The sequence below is a fragment of the Vibrio nigripulchritudo genome (genome assembly GCF_027924785.1).
GTDB lineage: Bacteria > Pseudomonadota > Gammaproteobacteria > Enterobacterales > Vibrionaceae > Vibrio > Vibrio nigripulchritudo.
The window spans coordinates 3,460,304-3,475,686 of record NZ_AP027049.1 but is presented as its reverse complement, the minus strand read 5'-3'; the positions used below and the strand labels follow the sequence as shown (position 1 = coordinate 3,475,686).

At 47.9% G+C, this 15,383-nt stretch carries 9 protein-coding genes; all 9 read left to right on the top strand.

Annotated elements, in window-relative coordinates; all coding sequences use genetic code 11:
* Positions 1 to 15 precede the first annotated feature (15 nt).
* The 9 genes from QMG91_RS15800 (at position 16) to QMG91_RS15760 (ending at position 15,297) form a co-directional block, all read left to right on the top strand.
* Positions 16 to 2,169, top strand: coding sequence for a flotillin family protein (locus QMG91_RS15800; RefSeq protein ID WP_004401299.1), 2,154 nt, complete (start codon positions 16 to 18; stop codon positions 2,167 to 2,169).
* Between the two features lie 64 nt (positions 2,170 to 2,233).
* The gene (locus tag QMG91_RS15795) at positions 2,234 to 7,111 is read left to right on the top strand and encodes a DNA repair ATPase (RefSeq protein ID WP_281827607.1); all 4,878 of its coding nucleotides are present in this window, start codon (positions 2,234 to 2,236) and stop codon (positions 7,109 to 7,111) included.
* Entirely contained in the window at positions 7,104 to 7,814 is a 711-nt protein-coding gene (locus QMG91_RS15790) for a phospholipase D-like domain-containing protein (RefSeq protein ID WP_004401297.1), read from the top strand. Before QMG91_RS15795 ends, QMG91_RS15790 begins: the two co-directional genes overlap by 8 nt.
* 12 nt (positions 7,815 to 7,826) lie before the next feature.
* Positions 7,827 to 8,888: a toxic anion resistance protein gene (locus QMG91_RS15785; protein ID WP_004401296.1), complete on the top strand. Its 1,062-nt coding sequence runs from the start codon at positions 7,827 to 7,829 to the stop codon at positions 8,886 to 8,888.
* A 91-nt stretch (positions 8,889 to 8,979) separates the two neighbouring features.
* The gene (gene pncC, locus QMG91_RS15780) at positions 8,980 to 9,465 is read left to right on the top strand and encodes a nicotinamide-nucleotide amidase (RefSeq protein WP_281827606.1); all 486 of its coding nucleotides are present in this window, start codon (positions 8,980 to 8,982) and stop codon (positions 9,463 to 9,465) included.
* Between the two features lie 110 nt (positions 9,466 to 9,575).
* On the top strand, positions 9,576 to 10,616 hold the full coding sequence (recA, locus tag QMG91_RS15775; RefSeq protein ID WP_004401294.1) for a recombinase RecA: 1,041 nt from the start codon (positions 9,576 to 9,578) through the stop codon (positions 10,614 to 10,616).
* 91 nt (positions 10,617 to 10,707) lie between these two features.
* On the top strand, positions 10,708 to 11,169 hold the full coding sequence (gene recX, locus QMG91_RS15770) for a recombination regulator RecX (protein WP_004401293.1): 462 nt from the start codon (positions 10,708 to 10,710) through the stop codon (positions 11,167 to 11,169).
* A gap of 257 nt (positions 11,170 to 11,426) precedes the next feature.
* Complete coding sequence (gene alaS, locus QMG91_RS15765) at positions 11,427 to 14,009, top strand: alanine--tRNA ligase (RefSeq protein ID WP_281827605.1); 2,583 nt, start codon at positions 11,427 to 11,429, stop codon at positions 14,007 to 14,009.
* A 91-nt stretch (positions 14,010 to 14,100) separates the two neighbouring features.
* The gene (locus tag QMG91_RS15760; protein WP_004401291.1) at positions 14,101 to 15,297 is read left to right on the top strand and encodes an aspartate kinase; all 1,197 of its coding nucleotides are present in this window, start codon (positions 14,101 to 14,103) and stop codon (positions 15,295 to 15,297) included.
* Positions 15,298 to 15,383: the final 86 nt, after the last annotated feature.

Sequence of the window (15,383 nt, the reverse complement as noted above, 5' to 3'; positions counted from 1 at the left end):
CTCAAGGAGTTGGTCATGGCTTTATCCCCCAGTATGATGTTCATCTTAGCTGGTGTTGCACTATTTTTATTGGTTCTGATTTTTCTTACCTCTCGTTACAAGAAGGTAAGAATTGAAGGTGAAGCGCTTATTGTGAACGGTGTGGATCGCACCCGAGCGTCGCTAACCGGTACCTTTGTATGGCCGGTCGTGAACCGATTCGAGTATATGGATATTACTCGTAAGAAGATTTCCGTCATCCGCAGTGGTCGCAAAGATCAGGAAGGCGAAGAATATGAAGGTCTTCACTGCAGCGATAATATTCGTGCGGACTTAAAAGTAGACTTCTACATCGGTGTAAATCACGAAGAAGACGACATTGTACGTGTGGCAAAACTGTTTACGGCAGTTGAAGCATCAAACCTTGAACGTCTGAAAGAGCACTTCCAGCCTAAATTCTCCGAAGCACTAAAAACCGCAGTGAAGCAGTTCGAATTTGAAGAGCTGTTGACCAACCGCCGCGCGTTCCGTGATGCTGTTGTTCAGGTTATCGGTAGCGAAATGGATGGCTTCAAAATCTACGACGTGGTAATCGACAAAATTGACCAGACTTCCCTGGAAGCTCACAACCCAGACAACATTCTTGATGTAGAAGGTATCCGTAAAATTTCTTCCATTACAGCGCAGAAGAACACGGAAACCAACGCGATCCGTCAGGATGAGCGCACCACCATTAAGAAGAAAGACGTAGAAGCGGAAGCGAATCGTCTGCAACTGGATAAGCAAGAGAAAGAAAGCATCGCCCGAACTCAGCGCGAAATCGAAATCATCGAAGCGCAAGAGAATGCCCTGTCTGAAGAAAAGCGTCAGGAATACGAGCGTATTTCCTCTTTGGCGAAACTGGAAACCGAAGAAGAAGTGGCGAAAAAGCGTGAAAGCGTAGAAATGGAAGTCGAAATGACGCGTATTGCCAATAAGCGTCAGGTCGCGATTCAGGAGGAAGAACTGAGCCGTGCTGTTGAGACAGAGAAGGTTCGTACTTCTTCTGAAGTGGCTCAGAAAGAGATGGAAAAAGAAACCACGGTTGAAGAAGCGCTGAAATCTGTGGCAGAAACGCGTTCTCAACGTGTTGAAATTGAACGTAAGATTGCTCGTGAAGAAGAAGAAACTGAAAACCTTCGAGTGAACGAGCAAGTGAACCGTAAGAAGCGCGTGTCCATGGTAGAAGCCGAAGCGGTAGCTGAAGCGAAACAGCTGGAGCTTCTGGTGGCAGCCCGTGCCGAGAAAGACGCAGCCAAAGAAAAAGCCGAGCGCCTGCTGATCGAGAAAGACGCTGAACTGAAAGTGAAGACGCGCGATGCTGAAAATGATCTGGCAGTGAAAACTCGTGAAGCCGAAGCGGCGCACATTGTTGCGACCAAGCAAGCGGATGCCGAGAAAGTGGTTCGTCAGCGTCAGGCTGAGGCAGAGCTAGAAGCGGCAGCCAAAGAAGCTGAAGCACGATACATGCTGAAAGAGCGTGAAGCAGCAGCGAAAGAGCGCATGGCTCACGCTGAGAAAGAACAAATCAGTGCGACTGGTCTGGCGCAAGTGGAAGTGGATCGTGAGCGTGCACAAGCGATTCGTGAAACGGGTGAAGCGGAAGCATACACATTGCAAAGCGCAGGTGAAGCAGAAGCACAGGCACTACGTGCGAAAGGCTTGGCGGAAGCAGAAGCGCAAACCGCTCGTTTCGATGCAGCTCAGAAATACGATGACCAAACGCGTGAGCACGATAAGTGGGTTATGCAGTTGCAGCAAGAGAAAGAACTGGATCTGGCGCGTATCGATGCACAAAAAGACGTGGCATCAGAAAACGCGAAAGCACTGGCACAGGCACTGGCAGCCGCAGACATCAAACTGTTTGGTGGCGACGGTATGGAGCAAATCCGCCGCACGGTTATTGATTCTGCTTCAATGGATACCAAGTTTGAGGAATCTAAAGTCCTTAACCCACTGGTGTCTGAGTACGTGAATGGAAACCGCAGCCTACCGCAAGACATCAAGGACATCCTTGAAAATACCGAACTGAAAAGCAGTGACCTAAGCAACGTAGCTTTGGCAAGCCTGCTGAATTCACAAGGTGGCGCGACAGAACTTCTGAAGAAAATTCAGCAGTCCGTCAGCAGCTCAGATTCTACTGAGTCTTAATCGCCCATCTTGAGTCATACACCCACACTTACCACCCGTAAGTGTGGGTTTTAAAGGTATAAGCATGTCAGAATCAACCCAGCAGGCTGTCACAGAAGGCGGTGCCTACGAGGTACTCAAGTCACGCCTTTCGCAACAAGGCAGCAAACTTAAAGACATTTCCCACCAGTTCAATCAGGAAAGACAGCAAGTTTTCGGTGGCCAGGAGCTTTCCCTTATCGGTAAAGCCAATGTGCAAACCGAAGCGCGTTGTGTGCCTGTCGACATGGCGCAGGTCAACGAGCAACTTCTGTTTGGTTACGAAGTGCATGTGGGAATGAAAGCCCAGCCTTCCTTAGAAGACGTATTCGGGCTGTATCAACTTCATGAAAAAGATGGCACCTTCCGCATTGAACCCGTCAGCCTGGAAGGCAGCTTCCTGTCAGACACTCGTTTTGTTCACGAGTTTACCGAGCTGTTTACCTATTATCAGGATGCCAAGCTCTCTCAGATCTCTCGTCAGGAAAGCACCCTCTATATCGCATTTCAAATCGGCATGCGCGCCGAAGACCGCAAAGTATTTCGCTTTCAACTGAACGAGCATTCGATTGAGTACATAGATTCTCTCGGACATAAGTCGTTGGAGTCGGCGGTTCAGCGTGACTTTGACTGGATTGAAACCACACGAGAAGACCACGTGCTTGGTAAGCACCCCCATGTGTCTATCAAAGACAAGCTATTTGTCGAGTGTGTCGGTGGTGACCTGACTATTAAGGTGGAAGACAACACCGAAGAAGGCAAAGGGGTTTACCGAGAAGAAGTCGAAGACCCACACCAAAGTGTGGCAGATGCCAGCATTGCCTACGCATTTGTCGGTGATTTGATTGCCCTTCGAGTTTTGCCGAACCGTGAAAAAACAGAACGTTACTTCCTGTACAACCCATTAAATCAGACCGTGACTCGTGCCGATGCGCTTGGCGTCAGTGCCAAAGAGCTGCCTGAAGAGCACGGAATTTTGTATTCGCATGGTTACGTACTGGCGAATGGAGAAGCCAAACACTTTGATATGCCGTGGGCAGATCTTAAGTTTTTCCAGAAAATCGCCTCACCAAACGGCGAAGACCTGATGTACTTCTTCTTTAACATGGTGAAAGGGTATTACGTTGTTTATACCTACAACATGATAGAAAAGTCGTTTTCTGCCCCAATGGACAGCCACGGTTACAGTTTGTATCCAGATGGTCGCATGCTGGTATTCCAACTGTCTGAAAACGCAGAAGCGTCTACCATTCATCCGCTGCGAATCTGGGACACGCCATTTTCCACCCCGGAACACTACAGCCGCCACAGTGCAAAAAGCGATGCCTCCAGCCCCTTGTTTAATCTAGGCAATGCAGAGCTGGTACGTGCACTGTCTTCCGTACTGTCGATTTGCCACTTCGCCTCAACCGAAGAAGTTACGCAAGCCGCGTATGAAGCGCTGTTGAAACAGTGTCAGGCGACTCTTGATCACTACCACTGGCTCGCTCACGATTATGCGATGGGGCTGGGGGATGCGATTCAGGATGTAATGTCTACTTCTGACAAGATCATCGATGAATTCGCCAAAGTTCAGCAGCTTCAGGCTCATGCTCAGCATGCGATTGAAGAAGAATCCGAATCCGTCGCTACTCTGATTGGCAAAGTAAAACTGGCGCCCAAAGATCAGGCGGCGAGTTTGCTAACTCTGCTTTCAGAAGTGAAAACGCAAGTCGGCAACACCATGGCTCTGCGCCAGCAACATTACATCGATATTGCCAAAGTCGATGAGTTGCTTGGTTCGCTGGACGAACAACGCCAGTATCTCAATCAGCAGTTACTTGAGTTGCTGCAGGATGAAAAAGCCTATCAGCCATTCAAAAAGCAAATCCATACCGTAGAAGAGCAGTTGGAAACGGTTGAGAAAACTTCTGATATTCAGGAGCTTCAGGAGCAGATTGAAAAGCTTCGTGCTGAGCTGCAATTGGTGACCGAAGAAGTCACTGACATCGAAACTGAAGATCCAACACAGTCGACCCGTATTCTGGATTTGACTACCGAAGTGTCGTCCATGCTGAATGCCGTGTCTGCCAAGCTGCGCAACAAAAACAGCGGGCTACGCAGCGACGAAGCGAAAGCAGAATTTGGGGCGCAGTTTAAGCTGCTGGCTCAGTCAGTAAACAGCGCGATGGAGCAGGCTACCACCCCCGATGAGTGTGATAACCAGCTTGCGAAGTTGATTGGACAGCTAGAGAAGCTGGAGTCTCGCTTTGCAGATTTCGACGAGTTTCTGGGAGAAATTTACACCAAGCGCGATGAAATTCAGTCGACACTAGAAAACCACAAGCAGCAGTTGGTGAGTGCTCAGCAACGACGCATTCAGAATTTGCTTCAAGCGGCAAATGTTACCTTTAACAGCATCGAAAAGCGCGTAGCACGATTCGATGATGTTGCATCTCTGAACAGCTATTTTGCCACCGACGCCATGGTGATGAAGCTGCGCCAGTTGTCGGAATCCATCCGTGAACTGGGTGACAGCGTGAAGGCCGACAGCGTCGACGCTAAACTCAAATCCGTTCAGGACCAGTCACTGAGATCGCTTCGTGATAATCAGGATATCTTCGAAGATGGCGGTAAAATCCTGCGACTGGGTAAGCATCGATTCAGCGTGAACCAGCAGCCTTTGGATGTGACGCTGGTTGAGCACGATGACGAGCTTTGTACCCACATCTCAGGCACCGATTTCTATCAGCCGATTGAAGACGAAACGTTTCTGGCGCTTCAGAACATTTCGAAGCTGGATATCGCTTCCGAAACCGACGACATTTATCGCTCGGAATACCTGGCTTATCTGATTCTGCATTCTGCCATGAACCTCAGTGATGACTTCGATACCGAAGCCTTGCTGCACGCGCGAAAGTCGGGTGAGCTATTAAGCCTAGTACAACGCTTTGCTTCGCCTAGGTACAAAGAAGGCTATATCAAAGGTATTCACGATCACGATGCAGAGAAAATACTGAACCAGCTTCTCCCTGTTTTTGAACAGGCGGGGTCGCTGCGCTTTGGTCAGCAAGAGCGAGCCACCGCTTGGATGTGGTTGATAGCCCAAGATGGTAAATCGCTTGAAGATTGGAAGAGCAAAGCTAACAACGCCAACCTGCTCAAAGTGCACCTTCAGTCGCCAGACGCATACCAAAGTCTGCAATCCGAGCTAGAAAAAGAACTTGGCGAGTCGGGCAGTGGATTGTTGTCTGACGCCAGTGATTACCTGATTCAGCTGCTCGCCAAAAGTGAATCTCGAATCGAGGTCAGCCGTGATGCCATGGAGCTGTGCGATGATTACCTTCAGTTCCGCCGAAGCCTTGGCTGGTCTGGCAATCAACACTCTCCAAGTGTCAGTATGCAAGATCACCTTCAATGGCTAACAGCGTACGCTCAGCAAAAATCGCTGGGCAAAGCGTTTGTGACTGAAGCGGCTGCGATAGCAGTATGGAAAGAGCAGGACAATGCGCCTCTGAGCCCGGTTGATTTCTCACTCACTTGTGAAGTGGAAGGTCTACTGGGGGAGCATCTCAATATTGAGCAGGGTAAACTGAATCTGGTATTGGATGGATTTTTACAGCGTTGTGAACAGCACCGAAGCGTAACGATTCCTCAGTTTGAATCGTACCTCAATAAACGTGCAGACCTGCTGCAAGACGCGAAATCGAATTTCCGTCTGAATGAATTCAAACCACGTCCACTAACGTCGTTTGTGCGTAACAAGTTGATCAGCGAGAGCTACTTACCACTCATTGGTGACAACTTCGCCAAACAGATGGGTACCGTTGGCGACAACAAACGTACCGACTTGATGGGTATGCTTTTGCTTATCTCACCTCCGGGTTACGGTAAAACCACTCTGATTGAATACGTGGCGCACAAGCTTGGTCTTGTGTTCATGAAGATCAACGGTCCTTCCATTGGCCATCAGGTAACATCGCTCGATCCAAAAGATGCGCCGGATCAGAATGCCGCTCGTGAGATCGAGAAGATCAACTTAGCCTTTGAGATGGGTAACAATGTCTTGCTGTATCTTGATGATATTCAGCATACCCATCCCGAGTTCTTACAGAAATTCATTTCTCTGTGTGATGGTACTCGTCGAATCGAAGGGACATGGCGTGGCGAAACCAAAACTTACGACATGCGTGGCAAGAAGTTCTCCGTTGTGATGGCGGGTAACCCGTACACCGAATCGGGAGATATGTTCCGAATCCCAGACATGCTGGCAAACCGTGCCGACATCTACAACTTGGGTGACATGTTGTCGGATCAGAAAGCCGCGTTTGAGCTCAGCTTCGTCGAGAACTCCCTGACGTCGCATCCTGTTCTGGCACCGCTGGCGACTCGTGACCTGAACGATCTGTATCGCTTCGTTCGGATGGCTAACGGTGAAGGCATACCGCTGAGTGACATGTCTCACTCGTATTCAGCAACCGAGTCTTCCGAAATTGTCTCGACCTTGCAGAAGCTTCTGACGGTTCAGCAGACCGTACTCAAAGTTAACCAACAGTACATTGCCTCAGCGGCAACTGCGGATCAGTATCGTGTTGAACCACCGTTTAAGCTTCAGGGTTCTTATCGAAACATGAATAAGCTGGCGGAGAAGATTTCGTCTGTCATGACTGAAGAAGAGCTGCAAACGCTTCTGCAAGATCACTATCAGGGTGAAGCGCAAACACTGACCAATGGTACAGAAGAAAACTTATTGAAACTGGCTGAACTTCGAGGGGACATGACTGATGAGCAGCAGGCTCGCTGGAATGAAATTCGTGAAGGGTATCAGCGTAATCAGTTGATGGGTGACTCAGAAGACAGAGCAGGGCAGGTTGTCCAGCAACTGGCGGCATTGAACCAAACCATGAGTCGAGTGACTCAAGGGCTAGGAGAAAATAATGAATAGGGAACAACTGCAACAACTCCTTCAATCTTCCATTGAAGACCATCGCCTGGATGATTCTGAAAGGCGCGAACTTAACGACCAGTTGAGCAACGCTGAGTTAAAACAGGAAGACCGTTCATTTCTGCGTAATCAGAGCTTCAAACTGGCGCAACAATCCCTCAAAGAGGGGGCGGACGCCAGTGACATCGTTCGTTGGTTAGAGAAAACCATCAAAGTGTTGGACAACGCAAAATCAGATGCGGGTGGTGATCTGGTTGGGTGCTGGTTCTCTCCGGGGCGCTCTTGTGCAGAAGGCATCATTAAGCAGCTAAATCAGGCACGTCACACTATTGATATCTGTGTATTTACCATAGCCGACGACAACCTAACGGCGCACATCGTGAAAGCACACAAACGTGGCGTTAAAGTGCGCGTCGTGACCGACAACGATAAGATCTTCGATAAAGGCAACGACGTGAATTATCTGGTGGAACAAGGTGTAGAGGTTAAAGTCGATACCACGTCTTATCACATGCATCATAAGTTCGCGATTTTTGACGGCGTACGCATGCTAAACGGTAGCTTTAACTGGACCCGAAGCGCGTCTAAGTACAATGAGGAAGACATCACGCTGACTGATGACATGCGTTTTGTACAGCCTTTCCAAAAGCAGTTTGAAGAGCTTTGGCAGAAATTCCCGTTCCATCAACCTGAGCTAGCATAAGGAAAATTCACAATGACAGACATGGTTCAAACCGAAGAGTTAAAAGAAGAAGCCCTGAGTCCTCAGGTACTGGAGCTGGCGCAAAATTTCGACCCGTTTGATACGGTAGCGACCATCACTTTCGGTAAAGAAGCACTGGAAAGTATTACCGCATTTTCTGATAGCGTGCTTGAGCAAGTAAGAGTGCGAGACAGCGGAGAAGCTGGAGAAATCCTGCAATCCATGGTCAGCGCCATGAGCAGTGCGGAATTTGATTATCTCAAAGACAAAAGCTTTTTGGCGAGCCTGCCGCTTATCGGCGAGCTATTTGATTCCTTCAAAAAGTTCTCTGACAGCTTTGATTCCGTAAAGAGCAGCTTGGAGCAGCTTTCCGATAAGCTGGAAGCGCAGGAACTGAAACTGGGACACGACATCAATCGTCTGGATACCTTGTACGATGAGAACCTGAACCTGCTCAATGGGCTGGACAACTACATCGCCGCGGGTAAGTGGAAACTGAATCAGATGAATACGGACGTATTGCCTTCGCTACTGGCTGAAGCCGAAAAGTCCGCAGATGCTCTGGATGCACAAAAGCACCGTGACGCCGTTCAGGCAGTCGCTCGTTTGGAAAAACGGATTCACAACCTTGAATTAACTCGAATGGCGGCGATTCAAACCGCTCCTCAGATTCGTCTTTCTCAGGAAGGCAATAAGATGCTGATGGAAGACATTCAGGACATCGTGCACAACACCTTCCCATTGTGGAAGCGCCAGTTCCTGATTGCGATTTCCAACTACGAGAAAGAGAAAGCACTAAAAGTGACGCGTGCGGTGAAAGACTACACCAATGAGCAATACGTGAAGAACGCTGAAAAGCTGAAAGTGCTGGAAGAGCAAATTTCTGAAAACTATCAGCGTGGCATTCTGGATCTGGAATCTCTGGAAACGGTCAACCAACTGACCATCGAAACCCTGAATAACACGTTATCTCGCGTGAAAGAGGGCAGAGAACAACGTGCGCATGCTCAGACGGTGATTGAGCAGGCAGAGCAAGAGCTGAAAGACGCGCTGTCGCAAACTCTCGAAAGCTAAGGCTTGTCGCTGATATCCTAAAAGCCGAGAATATCGAACCGATGTTCTCGGCTTTTTAATGGAACCTGAGTTCAGGTTATGGAGAGAAAACATGGCGTTGATGAATCAATTAAGCCAGCAATTGGGTGAAGCGTTGCTCGATAAAGGGCTGGTCATGACCACTGCTGAGTCGTGTACTGGCGGCGGCGTTGCGACGGCGGTGACGGACATTGCGGGCAGTTCCGCCTGGTTTGACAGAGCGTTTGTAACCTACAGCAATGAAGCCAAAATGGAGATGCTGGGCGTAAATGCGTTGACACTAGAGGCTCACGGTGCGGTTAGTGAACCTGTCGTAACCGAAATGGTGACAGGAGCACTGGCGAATTCCCAAGCTTCAATAGGCGTTTCTATTAGTGGCGTTGCAGGGCCGGGTGGCGGTAGCGAAGAGAAACCAGTTGGGACAGTGTGTTTCGGATTTCAATCGGAGCAGGGCTGGCAAAAAATTGAAACTTGCTACTTTGAGGGTGATCGGGCTCAAGTCCGCAGACAAGCAGTCCTTCATGCTCTTCAGGTTTTGCTACAGTACCTAACAGAGTAATTTGGCGGATAAAGCCAGAATCGAAAAATTTTTTCATACAGGTATAGACACTGTATGAATCAACAGTATAATAGCCAGCATAATCACGAACACGTTGTGTGGAGATACGGATGGACGATAACAAACAAAAGGCGTTAGCCGCAGCACTTGGTCAAATTGAAAAGCAATTCGGTAAAGGCTCTATTATGCGCCTTGGTGACAACCGCGCGATGGATGTTGAAACCATCTCAACGGGTTCTCTGTCACTGGATATCGCTTTGGGTGCTGGTGGTTTGCCGATGGGACGTATCGTAGAAATCTACGGTCCTGAGAGTTCGGGTAAAACTACGCTAACTCTGGAGCTTATCGCAGCAGCACAACGTGAAGGTAAAACCTGTGCATTTATCGATGCAGAACACGCGCTAGACCCTATCTACGCGAAGAAGCTTGGTGTTGATATCGAAGCTCTGCTTGTTTCCCAGCCTGATACAGGTGAACAAGCGCTGGAAATCTGTGACGCGCTGGCACGTTCTGGTGCTATCGACGTAATGGTAGTTGACTCCGTAGCAGCTCTAACGCCAAAAGCGGAAATCGAAGGCGAAATGGGCGACAGCCACATGGGCTTGCAAGCACGTATGCTTTCTCAGGCTATGCGTAAGCTAACAGGTAACCTAAAGCAGTCTAACTGTATGTGTATCTTCATCAACCAGATCCGTATGAAGATTGGTGTGATGTTTGGTAACCCAGAAACCACCACTGGTGGTAACGCACTGAAATTCTACGCATCTGTTCGTCTTGATATCCGCCGTACGGGTTCTATCAAAGATGGTGACGAAGTTGTTGGTAACGAAACCCGTATTAAAGTCGTTAAGAACAAGATTGCTGCACCGTTCAAGCAAGCTGAAACACAAATCATGTATGGTCAGGGGTTCAACCGTGAAGGTGAACTGATTGATCTGGGTGTGAAGCACAAGCTGGTTGAAAAGGCGGGTGCTTGGTACAGTTACAACGGCGACAAAATTGGTCAGGGTAAAGCAAACGCAGGCAAATTCCTTCGTGAAAACTCGAATATTGCACTAGAAATCGATAGCAAACTGCGTGAGATGCTACTTACGACGGCTCAGCCTGAAGAGCCAGAACAAGGCGAAATGCCAAAAGAAGAAGAGTTTTAATCACTCATTCAATTACCAAAAGCCCTGCATTGCAGGGCTTTTGCGTATCTAGCTAAAAACCATATCCACTGTTTTTATTGAAATTTTGAGTATGTATCCAAAGAAAAATCCTCCAGCCCTCTCAAGTAAAGAAGCCGCGATTCAGTTACTCAGCCGACGTGACCATGGTGAGTACGAACTTTACCAAAAGCTGGCTTTTAAAGGATACGATGAAGAGCAGATCCAAGATGCGGTGAATTTCTGTATTGATCATAATTACTTAGACGATCTTCGTTATGCTAAAAGCCAGATCAGACAACATGTCTACAAAGGGCATGGTGAACGTCGAATTCGCCAGGAACTTAGCCAAAAACGTGTATCAGAATCGGTGATTGAAGAAGCGTTGCAAGAAGAACCACAAGACTGGTTTGAACTTGCCAAAGCGGCGGCGGAAAAAAAGTTCAAAGGCATAAAAGCCAAAGATCAGAAAGAATACGCCAAGCAAGTCAGGTTTTTACAATATCGGGGCTACAGCTTTGACCAGATCAGTTACGCCTTAAGTGATGAGGAATAGTCTTATCTAAGCCTTGAACTACCGAGTTAAACGAGCCTTTTTTGGCTTCCCCATCTTTTTCTATTCTTCCCTCATGAAAAAACGGATTTTTCTGTCCATCTTCTTTTGAATCAAACCGCCTAAGATCCTGTTTTCACGTTTCTTTTATAAATAGCGATTTCACACAAGAATAAATTCTTGTGGAATCTCGCATCTTGAGGTCGGTTGGGTATACAATGTGGCAAAATTCTAACTCGACTATTTTCAGGAAGAGCTGCATGTACATGAGCACAGATGAGGTTCGTAACGCGTTCCTCAAGTTCTTTGAAAGCAAAGGACACCAAATCGTAGACAGTTCATCGTTAGTACCACATAACGATCCAACCCTGCTATTTACTAACGCAGGTATGAACCAATTTAAAGATTGTTTCTTAGGCTTAGAAAAACGAGCCTACACTCGAGCGACTACGGCCCAACGCTGTGTACGTGCTGGCGGTAAGCACAATGACCTTGAAAACGTGGGCTTTACAGCTCGCCACCATACCTTCTTCGAAATGTTGGGTAACTTCAGCTTCGGTGATTACTTCAAAGAAGATGCGATCTCGTTTGCCTGGGAATTTCTGACAGAAGTTCTTCAACTTCCGAAAGACCGTCTGCTGGTGACTGTATACGAAACCGACGATGAAGCTTTTGATATCTGGAACAAAAAAGTAGGCGTTCCAGCTGACCGCATCGTTCGCATTGGCGACAAAGAAGGCGGTAAGCCATACGAATCAGACAACTTCTGGCAAATGGGTGATACAGGTCCATGTGGTCCATGTACAGAAATCTTCTACGATCACGGCGATCACATCTGGGGTGGTCGTCCGGGCACACCAGAAGAAGACGGTGACCGTTTTATCGAGATTTGGAACAACGTATTCATGCAATTTAACCGTCATGCCGATGGCACGATGGAGCCTCTACCAAAACCATCGGTAGACACGGGCATGGGTATCGAGCGTATTTCTGCCATCATGCAGGGCGTGCATTCCAACTACGAAATCGACGTTTTCCAAACCTTAATTAAAGCCGCTGCTGAGGTGACTGGTCATGAAGATCTGTCTAACCAATCGCTTCGCGTAGTTGCTGACCACATCCGTTCATGTGCGTTCCTAATCGTTGATGGCGTGATGCCTTCAAACGAAGGTCGTGGTTACGTGCTTCGCCGTATTATCCGCCGCGCTGTTCGCCACGGTAACAAGCTGGGTGCACAAGGTGCGTTCTTCCATAAGCTGGCTGGTGTACTGGCAGAGGTGATGGGTACGGCGGGTGTTGAACTTAAGAAGCAACAAGCACTGGTTGAAAAAGTACTTCGCATTGAAGAAGAGAACTTTGGTCGCACGCTAGAGCGTGGCATGTCTATCCTAAACGAAGCGTTAGATGGTTTGGAAGGCAAAGTACTTGATGGCGAAACAGTATTCAAACTTTACGACACCTACGGCTTCCCAGCAGATTTAACCAACGACGTAGCGCGTGAGCGTGACTTTGCTATCGACGAAGAAGGCTTCGAGAAAGCAATGGAAGCTCAGCGTCAGCGTGCACGTGAAGCAGGTCAGTTTGGTACAGACTACAATGCTGCCATCAAAGTGGATGCGTCTACAGAGTTTTGTGGATACACGGGCACCGAAGGCAGCAGCACAGTGTCGGCACTGTTCGTTGAAGGTAACGAAGTCGAAGCATTGTCCGCGGGCGACAAAGCAATCGTAATTCTTGAAGAAACACCATTTTATGGCGAGTCAGGCGGTCAGTGTGGTGACACAGGTACATTGAAAACTGACGCTGGTCTTTTCCAAGTTGAAGATACTCAAAAGCTAAACAACGCAATTGCGCACCACGGTGTGTTGGTTGAAGGTGTTTTTGCCAAAGGTGATAGCGTTGCTGCAACCGTTGATGCTGTTCGCCGTGCAGCGATTATCCTTAACCACTCAGCGACTCACCTACTGCACGCGGCGCTTCGCCATGTACTGGGTGACCACGTTGCTCAGAAAGGCTCACTTGTAAAAGCTGAAAGTCTACGATTTGACTTCTCTCATCTTGAAGCAATGACACCTACAGAAATCAAAGAAGTTGAGCGCTTGGTGAACGTTCACGTTCGCCGAAACCATAATATCCAGACAGACATCATGAACATCGAAGACGCAAAAGCGAAAGGTGCGATGGCTCTGTTCGGTGAGAAATACGACGACCAAGTGCGTGTTCTGACCATGGGCGAATTCTCAACTGAATTGTGTGGTGGTATTCACGCATCAAGCACGGGTGATATTGGTTTATTCAAGATTACTTCAGAAGGTGGTATCGCAGCAGGTATCCGCCGTATTGAAGCTGTGACAGGTGAAGGTGCGCTGGACGCGATCGAAGCTGAAAACTACAAATACGAAGAGAAGCTTTCTGAAGCAGCAAGCAAAGCGAAAGCTCTTGAGAAAGAGATCCAACAGCTGAAAGACAAGCTGGCTTCTCAGGCTAGTGCAAGCCTGACTAGTCAGGTAAAAGAAATTGCTGGCGTGAAAGTACTTGTGTCTAAACTGGACGGTGCAGACAACAAAGCACTGCGTGGCATGGTTGACGAACTTAAGAATCAGCTTGGTAGTGGCATTATCATGCTGGGTAATGTTGCTGGCGACAAAGTTGGTTTGATCGCGGGCGTGACCAAAGATCTGACTGGCAAAGTGAAAGCGGGCGAACTGGTTAACATGGTTGCTCAGCAAGTTGGTGGTAAAGGCGGCGGTCGTCCTGATATGGCACAAGCCGGTGGTACGGATGCCAATGCACTTCCAGCAGCGCTAGACTCAGTTGATGCCTGGCTAGAAGAGCGTTTGTAACTTTTATTTTTTTGAATGCCACTGGCTGATAAAGTCAGTGGCATTTGTGTATAACGACAACGGGGATTAAGCCCCAGGAAGGTGAAGAAAGGTGACACAGTCATTACGTGAATCTCTAGTAGTTCAGAAGTTCGGCGGAACTTCAGTTGGATCTATCGAGCGCATTGAAGCGGTAGCGGATCGAATCATTAAAACCAGGCAAGAGGGAAAACAATTGGTGGTTGTGGTTTCGGCCATGTCAGGCGAAACAAACCGCTTATTAGGGTTGGCTCATCAGGTTGATGCTGTACCAACTGCCCGAGAGTTAGACGTGCTGTTGTCAGCAGGTGAACAGGTTTCGATGGCGTTGTTAGCCATGACACTGAATAAGAAAGGTGTTAATGCCGTTTCTTTGACAGGTGCTCAAGCTGGTGTGAAAACCAATAATGTTCACAATGATGCGAAAATTGAATCGATAGAAACAGAAACGATTCTGAACTATTTAGAGAAAGATCACGTGGTGATAGTTGCTGGTTTTCAGGGGATGTCTGAAAGCGGAAATATCACAACCCTGGGTCGGGGAGGATCGGATACATCTGCGGTAGCACTGGCAGGTGAACTGCGTGCGTCCGAGTGCCAAATCTTTACAGATGTGGATGGGATCTATACCTGCGATCCTCGTGTCGTTAAAGATGCGTTAAAACTGGATGTGATTGATTTCCCAAGCATGGAAGAGATGGCAAGAAAAGGAGCGAAAGTGCTTCATCTTCCATCTGTGATACATGCATGGAAACATGGCGTCCCTCTGAGAGTCCTGTCTTCATTTTCTGAAGAGTCTGGAACTTTGGTGGTTGGAGAAGAGTCTGATAGTCCAATCAGTGGATTAGCGATCCAGCGTGATTTGGTGGTAGTGGAAGTCAAATCCAGTGCCAAGCAGTCTATTCTGGATCAGTGTCAGATGCTTGGTATTGAGGTATGGGCAGCAGCGGACGAATCCGGTGTAACCGATATTGTGATTCCAAACTCATCTTTGGCTAAGCTTTCACTGATTGCTGCCGATAGCATAGCTAAGTCCACACCTGTATCTGCGGTAAGCTGTGTTGGTTGCAAAGCGCAACAAGCACAACCTTTATTGACAGATGTGTTTGAACAGCACCAAATTCCACTTTTAGGTGAAGTAAAGGACGTCCGTTCTTGCACTTACTTTATTGAACCTGAGAGAATAGAAGAGATTTCCAATCTTCTTCACAGTTTTATAGTAGCTGGACATTTAGAGCTTGATGGTCATCAAAAGCTAATGGTTTCATAGTCAGAAGGGATTATGGAATTGTTAATTTTCTAAGATGGTGACATCATAGAGAAAAATAACTCAGAGATTACTCAAGGAGCACAAGA

Coding starts and splice junctions, on each gene's coding strand:
- QMG91_RS15800 (WP_004401299.1), top strand. CDS start 16: ATGGCTTTATCCCCCAGTATGATGTTCATCTTAGCTGGTGTTGCACTA.
- QMG91_RS15795 (WP_281827607.1), top strand. CDS start 2,234: ATGTCAGAATCAACCCAGCAGGCTGTCACAGAAGGCGGTGCCTACGAG.
- QMG91_RS15790 (WP_004401297.1), top strand. CDS start 7,104: ATGAATAGGGAACAACTGCAACAACTCCTTCAATCTTCCATTGAAGAC.
- QMG91_RS15785 (WP_004401296.1), top strand. CDS start 7,827: ATGACAGACATGGTTCAAACCGAAGAGTTAAAAGAAGAAGCCCTGAGT.
- pncC (WP_281827606.1), top strand. CDS start 8,980: ATGGCGTTGATGAATCAATTAAGCCAGCAATTGGGTGAAGCGTTGCTC.
- recA (WP_004401294.1), top strand. CDS start 9,576: ATGGACGATAACAAACAAAAGGCGTTAGCCGCAGCACTTGGTCAAATT.
- recX (WP_004401293.1), top strand. CDS start 10,708: ATGTATCCAAAGAAAAATCCTCCAGCCCTCTCAAGTAAAGAAGCCGCG.
- alaS (WP_281827605.1), top strand. CDS start 11,427: ATGTACATGAGCACAGATGAGGTTCGTAACGCGTTCCTCAAGTTCTTT.